General features: G+C 64.1%; 21 protein-coding genes. 7 read left to right on the top strand and 14 right to left on the bottom strand.

Features of this window, described 5'->3' with window-relative positions:
• Nucleotides 1–131 precede the first annotated feature (131 nt).
• Complete coding sequence (locus ACYQ07_RS02345) at nucleotides 132–2,255, top strand: endo-1,4-beta-xylanase (protein WP_459876840.1); 2,124 nt, start codon at nucleotides 132–134, stop codon at nucleotides 2,253–2,255.
• A 103-nt stretch (nucleotides 2,256–2,358) separates the two neighbouring features.
• Here the strand turns inward: ACYQ07_RS02345 and ACYQ07_RS02340 are convergent, their stop codons facing one another.
• The 4 genes from ACYQ07_RS02340 to ACYQ07_RS02325 are packed head-to-tail and all read right to left on the bottom strand — an operon-like array spanning nucleotide 2,359 to nucleotide 4,701.
• Nucleotides 2,359–3,345: an endo-1,4-beta-xylanase gene (locus tag ACYQ07_RS02340; RefSeq protein WP_459876835.1), complete on the bottom strand. Its 987-nt coding sequence runs from the start codon at nucleotides 3,343–3,345 to the stop codon at nucleotides 2,359–2,361.
• A 52-nt stretch (nucleotides 3,346–3,397) separates the two neighbouring features.
• Nucleotides 3,398–3,607 (bottom strand): hypothetical protein, encoded by a 210-nt coding sequence (locus ACYQ07_RS02335; protein WP_459876832.1) that lies wholly within the window; start codon nucleotides 3,605–3,607, stop codon nucleotides 3,398–3,400.
• 39 nt (nucleotides 3,608–3,646) lie between these two features.
• Entirely contained in the window at nucleotides 3,647–3,886 is a 240-nt protein-coding gene (locus tag ACYQ07_RS02330; RefSeq protein WP_459876829.1) for a hypothetical protein, read from the bottom strand.
• A 44-nt stretch (nucleotides 3,887–3,930) separates the two neighbouring features.
• Nucleotides 3,931–4,701 carry an SDR family NAD(P)-dependent oxidoreductase gene (locus tag ACYQ07_RS02325; protein ID WP_459876827.1) on the bottom strand — a complete coding sequence of 257 codons (771 nt, stop codon included), beginning with the start codon at nucleotides 4,699–4,701 and terminating at the stop codon, nucleotides 3,931–3,933.
• A gap of 408 nt (nucleotides 4,702–5,109) precedes the next feature.
• Here ACYQ07_RS02325 and ACYQ07_RS02320 point away from each other — a divergent pair, with 408 nt between their 5' ends.
• Both ACYQ07_RS02320 and ACYQ07_RS02315 read left to right on the top strand, forming a co-directional pair.
• Nucleotides 5,110–5,979, top strand: coding sequence for a fumarylacetoacetate hydrolase family protein (locus tag ACYQ07_RS02320; protein ID WP_459876824.1), 870 nt, complete (start codon nucleotides 5,110–5,112; stop codon nucleotides 5,977–5,979).
• 334 nt (nucleotides 5,980–6,313) lie between these two features.
• A complete protein-coding gene (locus tag ACYQ07_RS02315) occupies nucleotides 6,314–7,081 on the top strand; it encodes an IclR family transcriptional regulator (RefSeq protein ID WP_459876821.1) in 768 nt (255 codons plus the stop codon).
• Here ACYQ07_RS02315 and gfo6 read toward each other — a convergent pair.
• Nucleotides 7,078–8,187, bottom strand: coding sequence for a D-xylose 1-dehydrogenase Gfo6 (gfo6, locus tag ACYQ07_RS02310; RefSeq protein WP_459876818.1), 1,110 nt, complete (start codon nucleotides 8,185–8,187; stop codon nucleotides 7,078–7,080). The two genes, ACYQ07_RS02315 and gfo6, sit on opposite strands and share 4 nt — an antisense overlap.
• A gap of 87 nt (nucleotides 8,188–8,274) precedes the next feature.
• Between gfo6 and ACYQ07_RS02305 the strand changes: the two genes are divergently transcribed.
• Nucleotides 8,275–9,360, top strand: coding sequence for a Gfo/Idh/MocA family protein (locus tag ACYQ07_RS02305; protein ID WP_459876815.1), 1,086 nt, complete (start codon nucleotides 8,275–8,277; stop codon nucleotides 9,358–9,360).
• Nucleotides 9,361–9,431: 71 nt separating this feature from the next.
• Here the strand turns inward: ACYQ07_RS02305 and xacF are convergent, their stop codons facing one another.
• A complete protein-coding gene (gene xacF, locus ACYQ07_RS02300) occupies nucleotides 9,432–10,874 on the bottom strand; it encodes a 2,5-dioxovalerate dehydrogenase (RefSeq protein WP_459876812.1) in 1,443 nt (480 codons plus the stop codon).
• Nucleotides 10,875–11,128: 254 nt separating this feature from the next.
• Entirely contained in the window at nucleotides 11,129–11,587 is a 459-nt protein-coding gene (locus ACYQ07_RS02295; protein ID WP_459876809.1) for a universal stress protein, read from the bottom strand.
• Nucleotides 11,588–11,666: 79 nt separating this feature from the next.
• On the opposite strand from ACYQ07_RS02295, the gene ACYQ07_RS02290 reads away from it, so the two are divergent.
• Both ACYQ07_RS02290 and ACYQ07_RS02285 read left to right on the top strand, forming a co-directional pair.
• A complete protein-coding gene (locus tag ACYQ07_RS02290; protein WP_459876806.1) occupies nucleotides 11,667–12,320 on the top strand; it encodes a ThuA domain-containing protein in 654 nt (217 codons plus the stop codon).
• A 41-nt stretch (nucleotides 12,321–12,361) separates the two neighbouring features.
• Nucleotides 12,362–13,306: a mannonate dehydratase gene (locus tag ACYQ07_RS02285; RefSeq protein WP_459876803.1), complete on the top strand. Its 945-nt coding sequence runs from the start codon at nucleotides 12,362–12,364 to the stop codon at nucleotides 13,304–13,306.
• Nucleotides 13,307–13,381: 75 nt separating this feature from the next.
• Here the strand turns inward: ACYQ07_RS02285 and ACYQ07_RS02280 are convergent, their stop codons facing one another.
• The 7 genes from ACYQ07_RS02280 to ACYQ07_RS02250 all read right to left on the bottom strand — a co-directional run bounded on the left by ACYQ07_RS02280 (nucleotide 13,382) and on the right by ACYQ07_RS02250 (nucleotide 22,065).
• Entirely contained in the window at nucleotides 13,382–14,146 is a 765-nt protein-coding gene (locus ACYQ07_RS02280; protein ID WP_459876800.1) for an SGNH/GDSL hydrolase family protein, read from the bottom strand.
• Between the two features lie 386 nt (nucleotides 14,147–14,532).
• The gene (gene rdfA / locus ACYQ07_RS02275; RefSeq protein WP_459876797.1) at nucleotides 14,533–15,129 is read right to left on the bottom strand and encodes a rod-determining factor RdfA; all 597 of its coding nucleotides are present in this window, start codon (nucleotides 15,127–15,129) and stop codon (nucleotides 14,533–14,535) included.
• An 87-nt stretch (nucleotides 15,130–15,216) separates the two neighbouring features.
• Nucleotides 15,217–17,142: an archaea-specific SMC-related protein gene (locus tag ACYQ07_RS02270; protein ID WP_459876795.1), complete on the bottom strand. Its 1,926-nt coding sequence runs from the start codon at nucleotides 17,140–17,142 to the stop codon at nucleotides 15,217–15,219.
• Between the two features lie 222 nt (nucleotides 17,143–17,364).
• Nucleotides 17,365–18,111, bottom strand: a complete 747-nt coding sequence (locus ACYQ07_RS02265) for an ABC transporter ATP-binding protein (protein WP_459876792.1) — start codon at nucleotides 18,109–18,111, stop codon at nucleotides 17,365–17,367.
• Complete coding sequence (locus ACYQ07_RS02260; RefSeq protein ID WP_459876789.1) at nucleotides 18,108–18,854, bottom strand: ABC transporter ATP-binding protein; 747 nt, start codon at nucleotides 18,852–18,854, stop codon at nucleotides 18,108–18,110. The genes ACYQ07_RS02265 and ACYQ07_RS02260 overlap by 4 nt, the downstream gene beginning before the upstream one ends.
• A 2-nt stretch (nucleotides 18,855–18,856) precedes the next feature.
• Nucleotides 18,857–20,824, bottom strand: a complete 1,968-nt coding sequence (locus ACYQ07_RS02255; RefSeq protein ID WP_459876786.1) for an ABC transporter permease — start codon at nucleotides 20,822–20,824, stop codon at nucleotides 18,857–18,859.
• Entirely contained in the window at nucleotides 20,824–22,065 is a 1,242-nt protein-coding gene (locus ACYQ07_RS02250; protein WP_459876783.1) for an ABC transporter substrate-binding protein, read from the bottom strand. The genes ACYQ07_RS02255 and ACYQ07_RS02250 overlap by 1 nt, the downstream gene beginning before the upstream one ends.
• Before the next feature lie 703 nt (nucleotides 22,066–22,768).
• Here ACYQ07_RS02250 and ACYQ07_RS02245 point away from each other — a divergent pair.
• The gene (locus ACYQ07_RS02245; protein ID WP_459876780.1) at nucleotides 22,769–23,533 is read left to right on the top strand and encodes an IclR family transcriptional regulator; all 765 of its coding nucleotides are present in this window, start codon (nucleotides 22,769–22,771) and stop codon (nucleotides 23,531–23,533) included.
• The last annotated feature ends 100 nt before the right edge of the window (nucleotides 23,534–23,633 follow it).

Genomic DNA, 23,633 nt, shown 5'->3' with positions numbered 1-23,633 from the left:
AACGAGTAGTTTCGACTCCGACCCACCGGAACGAATATAATGATTGACCAATAGTGTCAACCCGACCCATGCGAACACCTGGGACATCCGATAGCGGAAGCAAGAGGCGTCTCCACCGTCGACCGTTCCTGTTGTCACTCGGCGCGGCTGCCGGGGCAGCAAGCGGGCTGGCAGGCGCCGGCACGGTCGCCGGCGAGGACGAGTGGCCGGACGTGGACGACCCGTACTACGAGACGATAGTCGAGGACCTCTCCGAACGTGATCTTCCGGCCGGTGCGTTCCGATACGCCGACGAGGAGGCCGCCACCTTCGAGCAGTTCGAGGTCGCCGGCGACGGCGCCGAGGGAGAGTCGTTCGACGTCGACGACGATCTCCCGTTCTTGGAGGCGATCAGAATTGCCGTGTCCGACGAGGCGAACGACCCGTGGGCAGCCGGCTTCCGCGGAAACCTGTCGGACGACATCGTCGAGGAGGGCGAAGTGCTCCTCGGCGTGGCGTACATGCGGACGCCAGACGAACAGGAGGCGAGCGTCCAGTACGTCGCCAAAGAGGTGGATGACGCCAGCAACTACGTGAGAGACCCCCAGCCAGGTGTTGGCGCCGAATGGGAGCGCTACTACTTCCCGATAGAGTTCGCCGCCGAGGGAGACCCCGAGTCGGAGACGCCGCGCACGGAGTTCTGGCTCGGCTACGGCGAGCAAACCGTCGAGATCGGCGGGCTCGCTCTCCTGACGTTCGGGACCGACGCCGACGTCGACACGCTCCCATCGTGGGGCGACACGGAGGACGAGGAGGACGAAACTGACGACGGCGAGTGGGAGGCGGCCGCCGACGAGCGGATCGACGACCATCGGACGGACACCCTCGACATCACGGTCGTCAACGGCGACGGCGAGCCGCTCCCGGGCGCCGACCTCCACGTGGAGATGACCGAACACGACTACGGGTTCGGCACGGCCGTGGACGCTCCGACGCTGCTCGATGCGGACGCCGATGACGAGTATCGCGAGACCGTCACCGACCTGTTCAACACGGCCGTGTTGGAGAACCACCACAAGTGGCGGTTCTACGAGGACAGTCCGGAGACGGCCGACGACGCCACGGAGTGGCTGGTCGACCACGGGCTCTCGATGCGGGGACACGCCTGTCTGTGGGCCGCTGTCGACTCCTGGGCGGTCCCGCCGGATGTCGTCGAGGCGATGGGCGAGGAGTGGGAGGACGGCGGCGCGACCGACCCCGAGCTCGATCCGGAGTATCTCCGCGAGCGCTCGTTCGACCACGTCGAGGAGATCATCAGCCACTACGCCGACTTCCGCGGCCACGGCAGCGTCATCGACCAGTGGGACGTGGTAAACGAGGTGATCCACGAGCCGGAGCTGATCGAGGCGATCGACGGCGACGACGCCGACGAGCCCGTCGAGGCGCCCGTGCTCGCGGAGTGGTACGAGCACGCCGGCGAGGTGGCTCCCGACGGCGTCGAACTGGACATGAACGACTACAACACGCTTGAGGGACCGTACGGGTCGGTCCGGAGCGACTACGAGCAGCAGGCCGAGTTCCTGACCGAGCACGACGACGTGGATCTCGACGGAATCGGCCTCCAGTGCCACTTCAGTCAGGGCGAAGCGCTCGGGCCGGAGGACGTGTGGGAGGGCCTTGAGCAGTACGCGGCGTACGACGCCGAGATTCGGATCACGGAGTTCGACATGGCCGATGAGGGGTGGGATGAGGCGGACAAAGCCGACTTCTTCCACGCGTTCCTCAAGCAGGTGTACAGCCATCCGGCGACGACCGACTTCGTGATGTGGGGCTTCCGCGACGCCGACCACTGGCGCGATGACGCGCCGCTGTTCGAGGACGACTGGACGCCGAAACCCTCACACGAGGTGTACACCGACCTCGTGTTCGACGAGTGGTGGACCGACGAGGAACTCGAGGCGGACGACGCGGGTGAGGCGTCCGTACAGGCGTTCCACGGCACCCACGAGGTACGCGTCGACGTGGACGGCGAGACGGTCGCAGAGACGGTTGCAGTGACCGATGAGACGACCTTGGAGCTAAACGTGGACGCCGCAGGAGCGCCGGCCACGGAGACGGAGCCCGAAGACCCGTCGGATGGCGACGGCGATGAGACCCCCGAAGACGAGGAGACGGAGGGTGACGCACCAGGATTCGGCGTCCTGCCGGGGCTTGCCGCGCTCGGCGGTGCGGCGGCGTACGCGCTCGCCGGCCGGTCGGGTGACGAGACCGAGTAGGGGGATATGTGGCCGAGTAGCGGGAGACGAGACCGAGTAGTGTGAGTTGAAATAGCGGCGAAGGTGGTGCGAAAGGAACTCCGCGTGGAATCGAACGGCGGCGCTACGCGGACTCCAGCGTGTCCCGTACCGCGTGATATGCCGGCTTCTTTCCGTTGCGATCGTCGAACAGGAGCGGGTCGCCCGTGTAGCGGTCGCCGAAGTCCTTGAAGGCCCGAATCCACGAGGTGGCGTCGTTCACTCCCCACACGACGAGCGTCTCCACGCCGACTTCCAAGCAGGTCTCCACGACCGCACGGTAGTAGTCGGCCTGCGCCTCAAGCGGGTCGGCCGGCACGTCATCAACCGGGAACGCAACGTCCATCTCCGTGATCGCCACGTCGAGTCCGAGCTCCTGGAATCGGCGAATATTCTCCGCGATCGAGTCCGGATCGGGGTGCTCGCCGAGCGCGTGCAGCTGGAGTCCGACGCCGTCGATGGGAACGCCACGGTCGAGCATGCGCTCGACGAGGTCGTAGATCGCGTCCGACTTCACGTTGATCTCGTCAGCACCGTAGTCGTTGTAGTAGAGGTCCGCGTCTGGTGCGACGGCGTTCGCCCACTCGAACGCCAAGTCGAGATACTCCTCGCCCATGGCGTCGTACCAGACGGTCTCACGCATCGTGCCGTCGTCGTCGACCGCCTCGTTCACCACGTCCCACTCGTCCACGCGACCGCTGTATCGCCCGGCAACCGTGCGGACGTGGTCTTCGAGGAACGACTGGAGCCCCGCATCGGTGTAGGTCCACGGCTCGAACCACTCCGGCGTCTGGTTGTGCCAGACGAGCGTGTGGCCGCGAAGCGTCTTGTCGTGCGCTTCCGCGAACTCGACGACGGCGTCCGCGTCGGTGAAGTCGTACACGCCGGGTTCCGGTCGCATCGGCCCCATCTTCATCGCGTTCTCCGCGGTGACCGTGTTGAACTCCTCCATCAGCAGCCGGCGGTAGCCGCGGTCGTTTCGGAGCGGATCGGCGGCGACCGCCGCGCCAATGTCGAATCCTCGATCGTCGGCCACCTCGCTGAGCGTGGTGGCTGGTGAATCGTCCGTCATCGACTGAAGATTGCCACCTGCCCACAAAAAAGCGAGGGTCGCGGCGGTCCGGTTAGAACGGTTCCCAGCCGGAGAACAATGCGGTCGCGGAGCCGATGATCGTCACTAACAGCACGCCGGCGCTTACTTGACCGATCACGTACGAGGCCGTGCCCGGTTCCAGATAGAGGAACGACCATCCGAGCAGGACCAACATCGCAACTGAGCCCGCAAACAGCATGAGCCACAGTTGGTGGCTCTGGCTCGCCGGTGGACGGCTCACGTTACGTCCACCCCCAAATCTGCAATCCGTGCATCAGCATCACCGGTACCGCTCCCGGCGCTCGAACGGGTCTTCCTCCTCGTCACCGTTCATCATCTCGAGGTCCGTCAGCCGGCGACGGTACTCGAAGTATCCCCCCACCGCGAGCAGCGCGCCAAGGACAACGCCGGTAACGGGTTCACCTCGTGCGACAAAAAAGGCGAGCGCCCCGAGGCCGATCACCGCGGTCGCTTGCCACGCCCGCTTGGCGAACCGGTGTTGCCGTGTTGGGTCGGTCATGGTTTCTACCTGTGACGCGAGGGTTACAAGCGTTTCGCCGGGCGTCAGAAGGCGCTGTCGTCGTAGGCGCCGTCGACCTTGATCATCTCCCCCGTCGTGAAGGAGGCTGCCTCGCTGGCGAGGTAGACGGCTGCGCCGGCGATCTCGTCCGGCGTCGCCACCCGCTCCATCGGCGTTCGCTCGTCGATACTCTCTCGGATCTCGGTCCCCTCGTCGAATGCGCCGGCAGCCATCGGCGTCTTGACGAACCCCGGCTCGATGGCGTTCACGCGGATTTCCGGGGCGAGGTCGGCCGCCGCCGCGCGAGTGAGACCGTTCACGCCGCTCTTCGCGGCACAGTAGGCGGGTCGGTCCTCACGGGCCTGCCCGGCGGACATCGAGGAGATGTTGACGATCGCCCCCTCGTCCATCCGCCGCCCGAATTCCCGGCAGGCACGGAAGACGCCGGTGAGCCCGACGTCGATGTCGGTCTCCCACTGTTCGTCCGACATCTCGCTGACTGCCGCCCGCGCGACCGCACCGGCGGAGTTGACGAGCACGTCCACCTCACCCATCGCCTCCTCGGCGGCGTCATACAGCCGTTCGATGGAGTCGTCGTCGCGTACGTCACACGTCACTTCGGTCGTCGCCGCCCCCAACTCGCGGAGTTCGGCGGCGGTCTCAGCGACACGATCCTCGTCGCGGCTCGTTGCGACCACGTCGGCGCCGTCCTCCGCGAACGCGAGTGCGATGGCCCGCCCGATCCCGCTCGTTCCGCCGATCACGACCGCCGACCGATTCCCCACGTTAACGTAGCTGTTGGCTTGTTTGCTCATGTGAGAACGGTTGGCGGTCCAGGGATTAGTTCTTGTGATCGGAAGGACGGTGTCAACGTAGGGAAGGTATCCGGCCCGCTTTGACCAGACGGTATGGCACTCATGAGGAAATAAATTTCTCTAATGAAGAATATTGTTCAGGAGAGGAGAAATTACAGGAGTATGCTTGTAATGCCCTCACCTATCCTTGGAATCATGGATGTAGAGAGCCTATATTGGCCAGAAGATCTGGATAATCGTCTGCCAGAACACAATCTGTGTTCTAGAACACAGAACAATTAGCTATCTAAAGTGAAATAAGAGTGAACAACACTGACATACAGAGAACCCGTCAATCGTTGGTCGACAACAACCGGAACCGATTGGGAGGCACAAAAGGTATATGAGCGATTAGACTAATTGGTGGCTATGCGCTACTATCAGCTCCCAGCTGAGGGAGACCGTCGGCTATTCGCCGAACATGAGGGAGCGAGGTACGACCTGACCGCAGTGAAACCCGGTCTGCAGTCGTTCGGCGACCTGCTTCAGGTTTCGACGGTCATGGACCGGCCGATGGACGATATCGCCCGGCGGCTGTTCGACGAGGCGCCGGCGGCCGACGGCGGGCACCAGTCGGAAACCGCGTCGCTGCCGCTGGTTCCCGAGGAGGTGTGGGCCGCCGGCGTCACCTACCAGATCAGTGAGGAGGCCCGCGAATCCGAAAGTAGCATGCCGGACATGTACATGGACGTCTACAACAACGAACGTCCGGAGATCTTCTTCAAGGCGACGCCGAATCGCCTCGTCGGTCCCCACGAACCCGTCGGCATCCGGCGGGACTCCGAATGGGACGTTCCCGAGCCCGAGCTCGGCATCATCCTCTATCGAGGGAACATCGTCGGCTACACCGTCGGGAACGACATGAGCAGTCGGTCGATCGAGGGAGAGAACCCGTTGTACCTTCCGCAGGCGAAGGTGTACGACCGCTGTTGTTCGATCGGACCCTGTGTTCGGTCGGCCGACTCGCTCGACGACCCCCACGACCTCGAAATGGAGATGCGGATCACCCGGGACGGCGAGGTGCTCTACGAGGAGTCCACGAACACCGGGAAGATGGTCCGGTCCGTCGAGGAGCTCACGGACTACTACAACAAACACAACTCTCTCCCCGAACTCTCCGTGCTTCTCACGGGAACGTCGCTCGTCCCCGATGAGGGGTTCACGCTCAAGGAGGGCGACGTGGTTGACATCTCGGTCGAGGAGATCGGGACGCTCACGAACTCCGTGACAACAGTCTGATCCACGCCGCAACGACAGCCCCGACGCCGTCCCCGCCGGCGGTCATGACTGCCACCGCGCATCCACCGGCAGCAGCGTCCGCCGCCGGCGGATCTGCGGTCGCCGTCGGTCGTCCCGCGTCGCCGCAGTGAGCGTCGGCACTGTGGTCGCTTTCCCCTTCTTCGCTTCCGTCCCCGAATTACCCGACTGGATATCGCCATCGAAACCGCAACCCACTGGATGTTCCAAGGGACCGATCGACAGTAGGCTCAGAGTAGATTGACGTTCTTCTCGGAGGTAGTGGTGTTGTTCATAGCAGAACAAGCTATTTGTACACGGACGTTAACTGAACAGTATGCCAGAACCGAAACACCCGGTCCGCACGGTCGAACGCGCCATCGAGATCGTCGAGATCATCCAGGATCTCAACGGCGCCGGCGTCTCCGAGATCGCCGACCACGTCGACATCGGAAAAAGCGCCGTCCACAACCACCTCACCACGCTGGTGAACATGGAGTATCTCAACAAGGAGGGTGACGAGTACCACATCGGATTGCCGTTCCTCGGGCTCGGTGCGTACGCCCGCAACCGGATGGAGATCTACGAGACTGCGCGCTCGGAGGTCGACGCGCTCGCCGACGAGACGGGTGACCTGGTCAACCTCATGGTGGAGCGCAACGGTCGCGGGATCTACCTCTATCAGGCGAAAGGGGACAACTCCGTCCAGCTCGACACCTACCCCGGAAAGCGAGTGTACCTCCACGCCACCGGGCTCGGCAAGGCGATCCTCGCGCACCGTCCGAACGAGGAAGTGGAGGCGATCCTCGACGAGCACGGAATGCCCGAGATCACCGAACATACCGTCACCGACCGTGACGAGTTCTTCGACGAGCTGGACCAGATCCGCGAGAACAACTACGCCGTCGACCACGAGGAGCGACTCGCCGGGCTCTGCTGTATCGCCGCCCCCATCACCGACGACCAGGACCGGAGCATTGGCGCGATAAGCGTCTCCTGTCCGGTCCACCGGATCAGCGACGAGCGCTTCTACGAGGAGCTGCCGGATACCGTGTTGAGCACGGCCAACGTCATCGAGCTCGAGTACAACTACTCGACGCGCTAGGGAGCCGGTACGTCGACCGTCTCTCCGCGCTCGGCGGCCTCGTGAATCGCCGCGATCGTTCGGACGTCGACCAGCCCGTGTTCCGGCGTCGCAACGGGATCGCGACCGGTCAACACGCGGTCCGCGAAGTAGTCGAACTCCTCTTCCATCTGGTCGACCTGTTCACAGTCAACCTCGATGGTGGTCCCCCCGACGGTGATCTCCAATCCGCTCTCAAGGTGGAACGCCGGCTCGATCCGCAGCGATCCCTCGGTTCCCACGATTTCCAGGTGACTCGACAACGCGGCGTTCTGGGAGGCCGTACACGTCGCGTAGACCCCGCCCGCAAACTCGACGGTGAACGCGGCCACCTCGTCGGGAACGTCGGAGAAGTACTCGTGGTCGCTGTGCATCATCGACTGAACGGCAATCGGGTCACGGTCAAGGATGAACCGCGTCGTGTTCATCGGGTAGATGCCGAGGTCGGTCACACTCGCCCCGTAGCCGGCCATCTCCGGATCGAGCCGCCACTGGTCGGAACCCCAGTCGATGATCCCCTGTGACATGTTGCCGTGAACGTGGACCGGGTCGCCGATGGCGCCGGCGTCAACCAGTTCGCGTGCCCGCCTAACGACGGGCTCGGTGTGCATCCGATACGCGATCATCGCCGTCACGTCGGCGTCCGCACAGGCGTCAACGATCGCCTCCGAGCGCTCGACCGACGCCTCCATCGGCTTCTCACAGAGGACGGCTTTGCCGTGGGCAGCAGCGCTGTCGACGAACGAGAGGTGCCGTGCGTTCGGGGTGCAGACGTAGACGGCGTCGTACGCCGCCGCCGCCGCGCCGTCGTGGAACTCCTCGTACGTGATCGCCCGGTCGACGGTGTCGTGCGTCTCGGCGACCGAGTCGGCTTTCTCGGCGCTTCCACTGACGACGACCGACACGTCACAGAACGTCGAGTCGTTGATCGCCGGGATCGCCTCATCACGCGTCCACCATCCCAGTCCGACGACGGCGAACCGAACCGGGCCGTCATCGGCGTCTGCGTCCTGCCAGTCGCGTCGTGTAAACGATCCGAGATACGACTGGACATCGTCAGCGTGCATGATACGGCGTATCGTGGTCATCGTATTAAATTACGGTGGTTGGGTCAAAGCGGCGTTGCAGTTCGGTCCCGACCGATGAGTTAAGTGGGAACCTGCGCATGCTCGGGTATGACTCCACTGCGAGTCGGGATCATCGGTTGTGGTAACATCAGCGGAGCGTATTTCGACGCGGACGCACAGCACGACGCGTTCGAGGTCGTGGCGTGTGCGGACCGGTCGGCGGAGACCGCCGAGCGGGCGGCGGCCGCACACGATGTCGAATCATTGGGCGTCGATGAACTACTCACCGACGACCGCATCGACGCCGTCGTCAACCTCACGCCGCCGACCGTTCACGCGTCCGTGACACGCCGGGCGCTGCGCGCAGGGAACCACGTGTACAGCGAAAAGCCACTTGCGACGACGGTGTCGGACGCCGAGGAGATCCGGGAACTCGCCGCCGAGCGTGGGCTCCGGGTCGGCGTCGCACCCGACACGTTCCTCGGGCGCGCGCTCCAGACGTGCCGGACCGTCATCGATGAGGGACGGATCGGGACGCCCCACGGTGCGACGGTGGTGTGGACGTCCTCGGGTCACGAGAGCTGGCACCCGAATCCGGACCTGTTCTACGAACGCGGCGGCGGCCCGCTGTTCGACGTGGGACCGTACTACCTCACTGCGCTCGTGTTCCTCCTCGGACCGGTTCACAACGTGACCGGAGCGGTAACGCAAGCGAAGGACGAACGAACGATCGGAAACGGCCCCCGAGAGGGCGAGTCGATCCCCGTGTCCGTCCCCACTCACGAGACCGGGACGCTCACGTTCGAATCCGGCGCCGTCGCCAGCGTTACCGCGAGCTTCGACGTGCAGGGAAGCTCGCTGCCCGCGCCGGCGTTCGAGATCTACGGCACCGAGGGGACGCTTCGCGTGCCGGACCCGAACCACTTCGACGGGGAGGTGGTCGTGGTTCGAGACAATGAGCGGTCGACAGTGTCCAAATCCCACACCTACGACAGCGGACGCGGTGCAGGCGTCGCCGACCTCGCTCGGGCCATTTCAAGTGACTGGGAGCATCGAACGAGCGTCGCGCTCGGCGCGCACGTCCTGGAGACGATGGCTGGCGTGAGGGAGTCCGCCGAGCGCGAGGAGACGGTCGAGGTGGCGTCGAGCCCGACCCAACCATCGCCGATTCCGCAGTCGTTCCCCAACGATTGAACACAGTCGCTGGTACCCAATGAGCGTGGTCTGAGAGCCACTAAAAAACAGAATCGACGCAGCGAGCCGGACTAGAAGTTGTCGTACACCGTCTTCTCGATGGTGTAGAAGTCGAGCCCGGCGTCTCCCTGTTCTCTCCAGGTCTCCGTGGAGGAGTCCTTGAAGCCGCCGAACGGGACGTGCAGCTCGAGTCCGGTCGTCTTGTCGTTCACCTTGGCGACGCCCGCCTCGACCTCCGAGACGAACCGCTGTGCCTCCGTGTGGTCGTCCGTGACGATGCTGGCCGAGAGGCCGTACTCCACGTCGTTTGCCACGTGAAGCCCCTCCTCGAAGTCCTCGACTTCGATGACGGCCAGCACGGGGCCGAACACTTCCTCACAGGCGACGGTGTCCTCGGGGTCGACATCGACGAACACGGTCGGCTCCACGTAGTAGCCCTCGTCAAGGTCCTCGGGAACGCCGCCGCCGGCGACGAGGTTGCCACCTTCTTCGCGGGCAGTGTCGATGTACGACAGCGTGCCGTCGCGCTCGTCGGCGGTCACCTGTGGGCCCATCTCCGCCACATCTCCCGGGCCGATCTCGATGGCCGCCGCGCGCTCGGCAACCGCTTCGACGAACTCGTCGTACACGTCGGTGTGCACGATGGCGCGGGAACACGCAGTACACGCCTGTCCAGTCACGCCGAACGCACCGGCAGACACGATGTCAGCCGCCTCGTCCACGTCAGCACTGTCAGTGACGACGGTCGGGTTCTTCCCGCCCATCTCCGCCTGCACGCGCTTGCCGTCATCCGTGGCCTGGTCGTACACCATCTGCCCGACCTGGCTGCTGCCGGTGAACGACACCGCATCCACCTTGTCGTGGGTGACGAAGGTGTTTCCGACGGTACTGCCGGGGCCGGTGACGATGTTGCCGACGCCGTCGGGGAGTCCCGCATCGTCGAGCGCCTCGAAGATGGCGAGCGCGGTTCCGGCGGCGACCGACGCCGGCTTGATCACGACGGTGTTGCCGGCGGCGAGCGCCGGCGCGATCTTCCATGCTGGGATGGCGATCGGGTAGTTCCACGGCGTGATGAGCCCCGTGACACCGACGGGCTCCTCGACGGTGTACAGGTTCGACCGTTGCGCACTCGAGGATTTGACCGTCCCGCCAAGGTCGCGGGTCTTCTCCGCGTAGTAGTAGAAGATGTCGATGGCGCGCTGTACCTCGCCGCCGGCCTCGGCGTGCGTCTTCCCCTCCTCGGTCGTGAGCAGCTCCGTAAGCTCCTCCTTGCGAGCTTCGAGGTTGGCCGCCGCCTGACGGAGGATCGCTCCGCGCTCCGGCGCCGGCGTCGCCGCCCACTCGTCCGCCGCTTCGGTAGCGGCTTCGACGGCGTCCTCGGCGTCCGCCTCGGTCGACTGCTGGTACGTCGCAACCGTCTCGGACGGATCCGCCGGGTTCACCGTGTCAAACGTCTCTCCCGATTCGGATTCGGTCCACTCTCCGCCAATGTAGTTGGTATGGACTGTCGTCACAACCAAACGTGCTGCAGCCACCCATACAGGTTTTGCGGTTTCGACAACCGGCCGGCGGCGCGCGCCACGATATGGGACCGAGGCGAACACGCCGCTGGGCCACCCGGCCGGTCGCAAGCGACGACACCGTGTCAGACGGTCGTCGCGATGGTTGGTCGATGATCGATGATAGTGGTGACAGGCCCGTTTTGGAGCTACTGGGAGACACTAATCAACCTGTTGGTTGGAGTAATATACACACCCCCGGGAGCTGATTACGAGAGGTCCGAGGTGACGCGACCCGGGAAATCGAGAATTATCCGCTGGGTCACGTCGCCGAAGACGGCTTTCCCCGTCGGCGACCGCTGTTTGCCGACCAGAAACACGTGGTCACACGCCTCCTCGTCGGCGACGGTGAGGATCTCCCGGGCGAGTTCGCCCTCGTCTATCACGTGAGTCACGACCTCGTAGGGAACATCAGCGTCCTCAAGCGCTTCGTCCGCCATATCCTTCGCCAGCTGTTCGGCCGGTCGGACGGCAACGTCGGGCCGGTACTGTTTGTGTTCAGTCGAGCCCACCTGTTCCATCGTTTCGAGGTTCGACTCGTATTCCGCCTCGGTCAAATACGAGAACAACACCAGTTCCGCGTCCGACCCGCGGGCAAATCGTCCCGCTTCGGCGAGTATCTCGCGATGAGCGTCGGTTTCGTCGATGATAACCAATCCACGGTCCATACAACCGCCACCATCGGGAGCGCCATAAATCCTTGCGCCGGGAGGAGAGTTAAGAGGCCGGGCGACGACGGTCGGTCGCATGCACACTTCCGTACTCGCTGTCGGGGACGACGCGTTTCCGTTTCACCGGTTCGAGAAGCTCGGTCCGGTCATCGCGGACGCCGTCGCCGGCTCCCACACCGACGTGACCCTCACGACGGACGCCGGACGTCTCGCCGACCTCGACAACGCCGACTACGACGCCGTGCTCGACTACCGCACGGACAGCACGATGACGGACGCCGCGCGCGACGGGCTCTGCTCGTTCGTGGCAGCAGGGGGCGGCTACGCCGGCGTCCACTGTGCAAGCGACCTTACCACCACCGTCGACGGCGTACGCGACGATCCGGAGCCCCAGCTTCGTGACCTGATCGGCGGGCACTTCACCGGCCATCCGGAGCAAACCACGTTCGGCGTCGCAGTCGTCGACACACATCACCCCGTGACGGCCGGACTCTCGCGGTTCGAGGTGTTCGACGAGCCGTACGGGATCTCCCTCGGAGACGACGCACGCGTGCTCGCTCGGCTGGACCACCCCACGCAGGGTGATACCCCCGCCGTCTGGGTGAAGCCCTACGACGAGGGTCGCGTGTTCTACTGCTCGCTCGGGCACGACGTGCCCGCGCTGACCGCCGAGCCCGTCCGCACACTCCTGTCGCGCGGCGTGGCGTGGGCCGCCGACGCGGACGCCTGACCCCGGAACGATTTTACTGGTCCGGTAGAAACCCGATTCACATGGACCCGACAGTGATGTTGCCCCCACGACCGGACAGACGCTGGACCATCGCGAAACAGCTCGGTCTCGACACGGCAGTCGTGCGCTTTTGGGGCGTCGACGAGTGGTGGGAGTACGACACCCTCCAGCAGACGACAACCCGGTTTGCCGACCACGGCTTCTCGCTCGACGTGGTGGAGGACCGTCCACCAATGGAGAACGTCGTTCTCGGCACCGAGGGTCGCGACGAGGAGATCGAGACGGTCAAAACGCTGATCGAGAACATGGGCCGGCTGGGCATCGACACCTACTGCTGGGTGTGGACGGAGAATCCCGTCGGCGTGGTTCGCACGTCGGATTCGCTGCCGGGTCGTGGCGGATCCGAGCTGATCGGCTACAACCACGACTGGACCGAGCGTGCCCCCGACCACGAGGCCGCCGACATCACCGAAGCGGAGTTGTGGGAAAATCTGGAGTACTTCCTCGACGAAGTCGTCCCAGTCGCCGAGGAGTACGGCGTCAACCTCGCCCTCCACCCCGACGACCCACCGACATCCCCCGTGCGCGGCGTGCCACGGATCGTCACGTCCGTCGACGACTACCGGCGGATCCTCGATCTCCACGACTCGCCTAATCACGGCGTGACGTTCTGTCAGGGGAACTTTTCGGCCATGGAAGGCGACACGATCGACGCGATTCGGGAGTTCGGCGACCGCATCTACTTCGTCCACTTCCGGGACGTGGACGGCGACGAGCGCGAGTTCGTGGAGACGTGGCACGACGAGGGACCGACCGACATGAACGCCGCAATCAAGGCGTATCAAGAGGCAGGATTCGACGGTCCGATCCGCCCCGACCACGTGCCCCGCATGACCGGTGAGGAGGACCGCGAGGCGGAGATGGCCGGCTACACCGACATGGGGCGTCTGTTCGCCATCGGCTACATCAAGGGTCTCCTGGAGTAGCAGCGATTGCGACCGGCTTGCCGAAACGGCAGAACGACGTTCAGGATCGGAGAACGAGCGGACCGACGGCGCGCTCTACGCGTCGATCTCCGCCAAACGCTGACCCAGCCGGTCGCCGATCGTCTCCATTCCGTAGTCCGACGGGTGTAGGAGGTCGGCAGTCAATCCGGAGGTGTCGAGCAGCTCCCGCCCGTCGACGAGCGAGAGGTTGCCGTGTGGCGAGCGCTCGACGACCTCCCGGAGCGCATCGCGGAACGCCGTCGCACGCGCCGAATCCCCGGAGTTCGTCACGTCCGCAAAGTAGGGGAACAGCGTGACACACACCACGAGGCGCTCGGGGTTCTCCCCCGCGACGGCGTCGACGAACCGCGCGGCACGCTCGCGAAAGGTCGCCGGCGAGAACTCGGCGTTCGCCATGTTCACCGACATCGCCAGCGTCGCAACATCCCAGTCATCGCGGCCCGCGATGTGGTCGGCCATCGCCGCCTCGCAGTAGGCGGACCCGGAACAGCCGAGGTTGAGAGCGTCATACCCGCGATTTCTGGCGACGTGCGTCACGTAGTTCAGATGCGGCGCCGACGCGGCGGCACCCTCCGTGATCGAGGTGCCGTACGCGAGATAGCGTCGCTCCGGAAGCTCCGAGGACGACGGCGGCCGGCACTCACCCGTCACGTCGTGGAGCGCGACGCCCGGAGATCGCTCAAACACCAGCCGACAGACGCGCTGGTCGAACCGGTCGGAAGCGGCGTCCGAAGGGAGTTCACGCAACTGCTCCGGGACGCGAAGCGAGAGCGTCGTGGGCTCCGGCCCGATGACCGTCGGCTCCCACGGATGATACACTCCCCAGAAAGCGCGTACTCGCGTCTCGCTCGCCGCTGAGAGAGTGACCTCTACGGACTCATCGTCACTCGCAGGCACGAATCGGACTTCACATCCCGTCGGATCGCGCACTCGATCCGTCGCTCGATTGTTCAACCGTTCACCCACCGTTGCCGGGACGCGACACAGCCGTTCGCCTCCAGCCACCCACTCCGCCGGTATCGTCTCGGCCACGTTATGCAGCGAGACGCCATGCGTCGCTTCGTCCATGCACAAGCGTCACCCCGGAACCGACATGACGTTACTGGAACCGCGAGATGTCGGTATGCCACGTGTCGGTGGGAACTACTCAGTATCTGCCACACCCATTATATCAGAATTCTCTACAATACTAAATCCCGATATGTTTACTCCGCAGTGCAGTCACAGCCTCCCATTCTCAGCAGTTCACCGACGGGGCGGTCGGCTCCACACGCTGGGCATACAGTACGCACGTCGACGAGCACGTCGTAGTCGCCACGGTCGAGTTCCTCGCCCGCGGCGAGCGATTCGACGGCGGACTCCGTAACGGCGGTTACACGGCCCTGCAGCTTCTCGATCGTCTCGATCTTCCGTTCGACGCGACTCGAGTCGTCTTCCGGGAGGCTCGCATCACGATGCTTGGTGAGGTACGTGTGGACGGCTTGATGGGTGACGAAGTCGCTCTCAAGCGTGTCCACGTCGATACCCTCACGCTCCAATCGACGGCGAGCGCGTGTCGCATCCGGTCCCGAGCCGGACGACAGCATCTCGTACGTGCCCGACACCTCGAACTCCAGAGGGGACCCGCCGGCTTCCCGAATCGCCGCCTCCAACACCGCTTCGTTGAACTCGTCGGCGAGATCGCGGAGGCTCGTGCGCTCGCCGGGCTCTCCCGTCCAGAGTGCCTCCAGTCGGTCACCGAGCCCGTCCAGCTCGTACTCGTCAATCACACGCGCCACCTTCGTTCGACGACCTCCGGGCATACCACTCCTACCGACCGAAGCATTACAAAATTAACGGTGTAACGCAGGGGATAGCAAAAAAGAAGAAATCGGAAGACGGAGTCTCGATCAGTCGATCTGCTGGACGTACGTGTATTCGTCGGAGAGCGCCGCAGCGTCCTCCGGCAGGAGCGCGGCGACGAGGAAGTCGGCGTGCTCCCGGAAGTAGTCGACGACGCGAGCGATGCGGTCGGCGTCGATCGCCTCCAGCGAGTCCAGCACGATGAACGGGACGGTCTCCGCCACGTCGTGGACAAGGTAGCCGGCGAGCGCGAACACGAGTCCGGTCACCTCGCGCTCACTCTCGGAGAGGTGGTCGACCGTGTCCTCGTAGGCGGTTCCATCAGCTGCCGAGCGGACGATGTGAAGGTCGAATCGAGTGCGCGTCACCTTTCGGCGGCCCTCGCGTACCTCGGCTTCGCGGCGTTCGATCCAGATCCGGTCGAGGTTCTCGTATTCGAGGATCTCCAGGACCGTGTCCATGTGGTCGTTGAACGCGTCGACGGCCTCCTGCTCGATGCGGTCGACGCGAGTCCGAAGCTCCGTGAGCCGGTCGGCGAGCTCCTCACGCTCGTCTTGGAGCGTTTCCCGCTCCTCGATCCGCTCCTCGTACTCCTCGATTTCCGCGTTCACGTCCTCCAGGTCGGACTCCAGACTCTCGATCCGGAGTTCGATCCCACTGGCCTCCCGGTGGAGCTCCAGCGCCTCGTCGTGCCCCTCCACGTCGACCTCCTCCGCCGCGTCCTCGAGCTCGGCGACCCGCTCTTCCTGGTCTTCGATCTGCGACACCAGATCCTCGATCCGCCCCTCGGCAGTCTCGATCTCCGATTCGACATCCTCGAGACGCCGCTCGGTCCGTTGGCGCTCCCGTTGCCGTTCCTTGAGCGTCGACTGCTCCGCGGAGAGCTCGTCGATCTCCGAGCGCACCTCGTTGCGCTCCTCGAGCTTGTCCGATCGGAGCTCCCGCAGCCGGTCGAGCGTGTCCTCGATCTGGTCGGTGTCGACTTCGGACCCGCACGTCCAACAGACCGTCTGCTCGTCGGAGACGAGCGCGTCGGTGGGGTCCTCGCTCTCGCCGAGCTCGAACCCCTCCTCCTCAAGCATCTCCTCGTTGAAGTTGATCACGCTCCCGAGCTCGTTGATCGTCTCGTCGAGCGAGCGCCGGCGTCGACGCAGCTCGTCGACGCGCCCCGCCAGACGGTCGGGTTCGCGGTCCACCTCCTCGGTCGATTCGAGCGTCTCCGTCAGTTCCTCCCGCTCCGACCGGAGCTCGGCGAGCGTCGAGCGCTCCGTCTCGAGGTCGAATTCGAGGTCTTCCAGCTCCGACCGGGCTTCTTTGACCTTGTCGAAGGCGTCCTCCAGCTCGCGCTTTTTCGAGCGACTCTCCTCGACGCCCGTATCGAGCTCGTCGAGCGCTTCACGCGTCTCCTCAAGGCGCTCGCGGGCGTCCTCCAACTCCTCCTGTTTCTCGCGACGCTTCGTCTCCAGCTCGGGAAGCTCACGCTCGAGTTCGTCCAACTTCTCGATCTGCTGTTCGAGCTCGTCACGCTCCCGCTTGCACGACTCGATCTCGGACTCGATGCGCTCGGTGTCGATGGGCCGCATGATGATCTCCCGAAGGTCGTCGCCGCGCGCGACGGCACGGCGCGCCTCGTTGTTTTCCAGCAGGAACGCGAACAGATCCGCGAGAGTCGGGTCATCGAGATAGGGGTCGCCGCCGAACATCACCGAATCGCCGCTGCGCGTCAGCGTGCGCGTGTACGTCTCGCCGTCGAGTTCGAGCGTCACCTCACCCTCGTCGGCATCACCCTTGAGAGAACTTCGCTCGCTGCCGAGACCGGCCATGAGCGCCTGCAGGAACGATGTCCGATTCGTCGCATTCCGACCGGTCAGCACGGAGACGCCCGGCGGCAGGGTAACCGACGCCTCGTCGATCCCCCCAATGTTCCGAACGTCCACGGTAGCACTTGGCAGCGAGACTTGCTCAGTAGACATACCCGTGGATCGGGGGGATTCGGTGTTAAATCTATCTCCTATCGCGAATTGGCATCAACGGAACGACATACCAAGCCCTCAATGGACGCAGTGAAAAGCGGTAGAAGATGTAATTGGTTTCAGACATAACGAAAGATATATCGAGATAGACACCCATATCTCGTTCGGTCTACAGATGAGCAAGGCGATTTCCTCGGGCTTGACCCCGAGGCAGTCCACTCATCACATTGTGGTATCCGAGCCGACACCGAGGTACTCGCGCTGCACGTGGTCGTCGGCTTCGAGCTCCTCGATGGTGCCATCATAGACGTTGCGACCCTGGTCGAGAACGTAGACGCGATCGACCACTTCGAGCACGGTGTTGAGATTCTGCTCGACCAGCAGAATCGTGATCCCCCGTTCTTTCAGCGTCTCCATCACGTCGACCACGTCCTGAATGATCTTGGGAGCGAGCCCCTCCGTCGGCTCGTCGAGCAGCAGGAGCTCGGTTGGGCCCATGAGCGCGCGGGCGATGGCAAGCATCTGCTGTTCACCACCGCTCAGCTTCGAGGCTTTGAGCGACGCCCGCTCCTCGAGTCTCGGCATCCAGTCGAGCACCTCCTCGACGGTCATGATCCCGTCCCCATCGGAGACGCCCCCCATCCGAAGGTTTTCGAGCACGGTGAGATCGGGGAACACGTCCCGGCTCTCGGGAACGTAGCTTATTCCACGTCGACTGATCCCGTAGTCCGGAGTAGTTGAGATCTCTTCACCCTTGAACGTGATCGACCCGTCACTCGGAGGGTTGACCCCGGTTATCGCTCTGAGTGTCGTCGTTTTGCCGGCGCCGTTTCGTCCGAGGAGACCGACGACTTCGCCATCGCCAACATCAAGCGACACGTCCCGGAGCACGTACCCCGAACCGTACGAGGCGTACACGCCGTCGACGGCGAGGACCGGATCCCCACCCCCGAGAGCCTCATCGGTCATGCGTCATCCCCCGTGCCGATGTACGCCTCCTGGACCGCCTCATTCGACCGAATGTCCGAGGGGACGCCCTCGGTGAGGACGGCCCCTTGATTGAGGACGGTGATGCGGTCGGAGATGTCCATCACGATCTCGATGTCGTGTTCGATCATAATTAGTTTGATATCACGTTCGGTTGCGATCCGCTGGATGGTCTCGACCATTTGGACCGAGCCCTCCTTCCCCATGCCCGCGGTCGGTTCGTCCAGAAGCATGAGGTCGGGTTCGACGGCGATCGCCAGGCCGACCTCCAGCTTCCGGCGTTCGCCGTGGCTGAGTGCGTCGGCCCGGTTGTCGGCGACCGACGCCAAGTCGAGCTCGCGAAGAAGTTCGTCTGCCCGCTCCGTCGACGGAAGCGAGTTTGCGTTCCGCCATGGAGAGTTGCGCCCATCGTCGAGTGCTTGCGTCGCTATCTGCAGATTCTCGGTGACGGTGAGCCCGTCAAACAGGTCCGAGATCTGGAACGACCGGCTGATTCCTCGCTTGACGACCTTCCGCGGTGGAAGTCCCTCGATGTTCTCACCCTGGAAGCGAACGTCCCCGGTCGTCGGCTCAAGATAGCCGGTGAGCAGGTGGAACAGCGTCGATTTGCCGGCGCCGTTTGGGCCGATGATCGAGTGGATTCCCTCGCGGTCGATGGACAAGTTGACATCGCTCACCGCGGTCAGTTCGCCGAACTTCTTCGTGAGGTTGCGTGTTTCCAACATCGTCAGTTCCCTCCCTCGTCGTCCACACCGGATGCACTCGCCTCCGAGCCCGGCGGCGTCTCAGAATCGCCGACGAGGTCTCGAGCGATTCCGTAGAAGCTCACCAGTCCGCGCGGGGCGAACAGCACGATGAGGATCAACACGAGTCCGAGCAGCATCCGCCAGTGGTCGAAGTGGATGGTGAGCACCTGGTCGAGCCCGACGAGCACGGCACCGCCGATGATCGGTCCGTACAACGTGCCGACGCCGCCGAGGATCATGGCGAACAGCGCGTCACCGGAGACGACCCAGTACAGCGTTTCGGGACTCGTGAACGTCTGGAGCGTCACGAAGAGCCCGCCGGCGACGCCGGCGATCGCACCGGAGAGCGCGAAGATCCGTCGCTTCGCCTTGTTCGTGTCGTAGCCGAGGAACGCCGCGCGCCGCTCGCTCTCCCGGACCGCGTGCAGCTGGAGACCGAACGGCGAGTCCATCACCCGCTTTGCGACGTAGTACGAGCCGACGAGCATCACCAGCGCGACGTAGTAGAACGTCACCGTCTCGGAGACGTCCACCACGCCGAGCAGCTGTACACGGTCTATCGGGAGCCCGTTGCTCCCGCCGGTGAGCCCGGACCACGTCACCGAGAGCTCGTAGAGGAGCTGTCCGATGGCGAACGTGATGACCGCGAAGTAGAGCCCGGAGAGCCGCGCGGAGATGGCACCGACGACCCACGCGATGGCGCCCGCGACGACGATCGCCGTCGCCGTCGCGAGCAGGAACGAGTTGGTGACATGTAGCGTCGTCAGCGCCACCGCGTAGCTGCCGACGCCGTAGAACGCGGCGTGGCCGAACGAGATCAGCCCGGTGTAGCCAGTGACCGTGTCGAGACTGAGAGCGAGGATGCCCCAGACGAACATCAGGGCGACCAGCCCGATGCCGTACGAGCTCATGAACGTGTTGAGCCCGACGACCGGCAATAACAGGAGACCGGCGAGCAGCGCGAGCACGCGGCGGTCGGTGAGGGGCACGGGCGGGATCCGCTCGTCGTACGACAGCTTCGCGGCGTGTTCGCGGATCTCGTAGTCGCCGAGGATTCCCTCCGGTTTGAGCAGCAGCGCGCCCAGTAGGAGGAGGTAGAACACGAACCCGGACAGCTGGGGGATGAACGTGTCCACCGCCGCCTGCGTGAAGCCGACGAGGAGGCCGGCGACGATCGCGCCGGCGAAGCTCCCGAGCCCGCCGATCGCCACGACGACGAACGCGATGATGAGCGCGCCGTTGCCCATCTCGGGGTTGACGCTCAGGAAGGGGGCCGCCAGCCCGCCGGCGATCGCCGCGAGGAACGTGCCGAGCGCGAAGGTGGCGGTGTAGTACGTCTTGATGTTCACACCCATTAAACGGGTCGTCCGCTGGTCCTGCGCGCCGGCACGAAGGATCAACCCGAACGTCGTGTACCGGATCAACAACCACGTAATGAGCGCGATGGCGGCACCCGCCACGATCGTGAACAGCCGGTACTGCGGGTAGAACACCGGCCCGACCTGCGTCGCGCCGGCGAGCAGCTCCGGGGTCTCGAAGAACTGCGTCCCCGTTCCCCAGACGATCTCGACGAGCTCGGTCAACACGAGCAGCACGCCGAACGTGATGAGGACGTGATACAGCGGCGACCGGTCGTAGATGTTCGACAGGGTGAGCCGCTCAGTGACGACGCCGAGACCGGCGACGAACAGCGGACCGAGGATCAGGGCAACGAAGAAACTGCCGGTGAGATCGACTGCCGCGAGCGTCAGGTACGCGCCGAGCATGTAGAAGGCCCCGTGCGCGAAGTTGAGCACGTCGGTGATCCCGAAGATGACGGCGAACCCCGAGGCGATCAGGATGTACAACATCCCGAGCGCCAGCCCGTTCAACAACAGGAACGTCAGCTGTTCGGCGCTGGTGAACGCGAGCACTGGGTCCATCCCCGCGAGCGTCGTGGCAGCCTCCATCAGCGGTCAGGCATCTCACAGCCGGTTTCCGCACAGTCCCTCGTCACGTCCGCTGCAGGGAGCTGGGCGACGATTTCTTGGCCGGGCCAGTCGTGCTCGTCAGTCTCCGTGATCCGGCCAACGTACCCATCGCGTAGCGCCTGGTGGTCGCATTCGCGCATGGTTGCGGACCCCATCGGCTCCTCGCTTTCGAGCCCCTCCAGCGCGTCGATCACCGACGACGTGTCGATCTCTCCGGCGGATTCCGCGGCTTCGGCGTACCGATTCAAGCTGCTCCAGATAACCTGGCCGAAGTCCGTCGGCGGACGCCCGTGAAGCTCCTCGTGTAACGAAATCAGTCGCTCGTTCTCCTCGCTCTCGTAGGACGGCTCGTACCGGACGGTCGTGTACGTCCCGACCGCCGAGTTGCCGGCACCTTCCCGCAGCGGCTGGTAGGTGTTCGTCGTACTCATGATGTCCTGCTCAAGCCCGAACTGCTCCGCCTGACTCAGGAAGTTGACGGCATCGGACCCGCTGAACCCCTGCAACACCCAATCGGCGTCGGATGTCTGGATCTCCGAGAGCGTCGCGGAGAAGTCGTCGTGTCCGAGCGGCGTCTGCGTCTCGTTGACGATGTTGTAGTCCAGTTCGGTGTCCTCAAAGGCCTGCTGCCACTCACGGCTGATCGACTGGCCGAACGCGTAGTCCGCGATGTGGATCCACACGTTCTCACCCAGATTCTCCAGCGCCCACTGTGCGCCGGTGCGGGCGATCTGGCTGTCGGAGTACTGGTAGCGGAACGTCGTCGGACGGCACTCGGAGCCGGTGACTTCCTCGGGGCCGCCGTACGCGAAGTACGGGACGCCGGCGTCGTGCGCGTAGTCCGCGATGGAGAGGTTGACCGCACCCGACACTGCGCCGATGAGCACGTCGACCTCGTTCGTCTCGACGTGCCGGCGAGCCATGTCGCGGCCTTGACCCGGATCCCCCTCGGTGTCCGCGATGAAGCCCTCGACATCCCGGTCGAGAATGCCGCCGAGCTCCTCGTTGATGTGGTGGAGGGTCGTTTCGGCGCCGCGTTCCATCGCCTCGCCCTGTGCCGCGAACACGCCCGTCTGGGGGATGAGGAACCCGATCCCGACGGCGTCGTCGTCCGTATCGGCGCCGATGGTGTCGGCGCCGCTTCCCTCGTCACCACCATTGGTGCCGTTATCGCCGTTCTCGTCGTCCGCACAGCCGGCCAGCACGGATGCCGAGGTCACGCCCAATACACCAGTTCCCGCCCGTCTGAGGATGGTCCGCCTACTGCTCTTGCCACGATGTGACATAGTGAACCAATAATAATGAACCTACATAAATGTTCATGTTGGGGTAGTCCTTCCGGCCATCCCGGTGTACCCGTTCTGCGCCCCTACATTCCGTTTTCCTCGCCGGTTGGCGCACAGCGCTCGTGGAGGTCTCGGAAGGCAGCGTTCGAGCCTCCTGATTCCCGCTACGAGGCGAGAGCCATGCCGGATCGTTGAAGATATCCCAGATAGTGGGACTCATCTCGATCGAGAGTTTCGAGCCCCTTATAACATGTTACCAGTAGTTTCCGGACTCGGAGATATTAGAATAGCGATCTGTAAGCGGGATCGACGATCCCGCGACCGCCGTCGATCGAGCCAACCGCTGGTTCGATCGTCCCAGTCACGGTACGTCACGGGCGTGATTCTGCTACGCGACGGGTTTCATTACGTATGTAGTTTTGTAACAGATTGGCAAATAGTCATGACCGCCGTGCGACTACTTTCGGTACCCCCTGAACCCGTTTTATTCTGATAGTCCTCCTTGGATAGAGATATTTCTACGTATCCGGGATGAATTTCACAAATACACGCGATCTCGTCGTGTCCTTATCAGCTGATTATTGTTTCAGATCCGAATATACGAGACGCTTATAAGTATTGAGTCATAAAACAGCACATGACAGACACGCCGGCCTCGACGGTGAAGACGACGGAGACGAGCCTCGACGTGGTCGATCTCCTGTTCGAGGAGGGCCCGATGCCTCCTGAAGCGGTACAGGCCAAACTCGGGTTAGCCCGCAGCACCGCCCATCGCCACCTGCTCACGCTTCAGGAGCGCGGCTACGTCGTCAAGGACGGCGAGCGGTACGGGCTGAGTCTCAAGTTTCTCACGATCGGCGGCAATCTCCAGCGCGCGATCCCTGCGTACCAGATGATCAAGTCGAAGACCGACGAGCTCGCCGAGGAGACCGGCGAGCGTGCGCAGTTCATCGTCCGCGAGGGCGACGAGCGGGTGTACGTGTACACCGAGACGGGAGAGAGTCGCGTCCAGACGGGTGCGCACATGGGGCGCCGCGGGCCGTTGTATTCGAGCGCGGCGGGCAAGGCGATCCTCGCACATCTCGATGACGACGTGCTCGACGCACTCATCGACGACTTCGAGTTCGAGTCCATGGGGCCGAACACGGTCACCGACGCCGGCGCGCTCCGGGAGGATCTGGCGGCCATCCGGGAGCGCGGCTACGGGTTGAACCTCGAGGAGTCGACGAAGGGCGTCCACGCGATCGGCACGTGCATCCGCGGCCACGATGACGAGGTGATCGGCGCGCTTAGCGTCTCCGGGCCGGCGACCAGACTCCGCAGAGACCGGCTGGAAGACGAGCTTCCGGACGCCGTCCTCGCCGCCGTCAACGAGCTGGAGCTCCACATCGAACACACGTAAGGGGGGACGGGTCCCCAGTCCGCAACCGACGCCGCCGGCGCTCGGCGGCGCTCGGCGGCGCTCGTCGGCGCTCGTCGACGCCCGTCGACGCCCGACGACG

It is taken from the genome of Halorubrum gandharaense, assembly GCF_054654575.1.
This window is presented reverse-complemented; position numbering and strand designations above follow the sequence as displayed.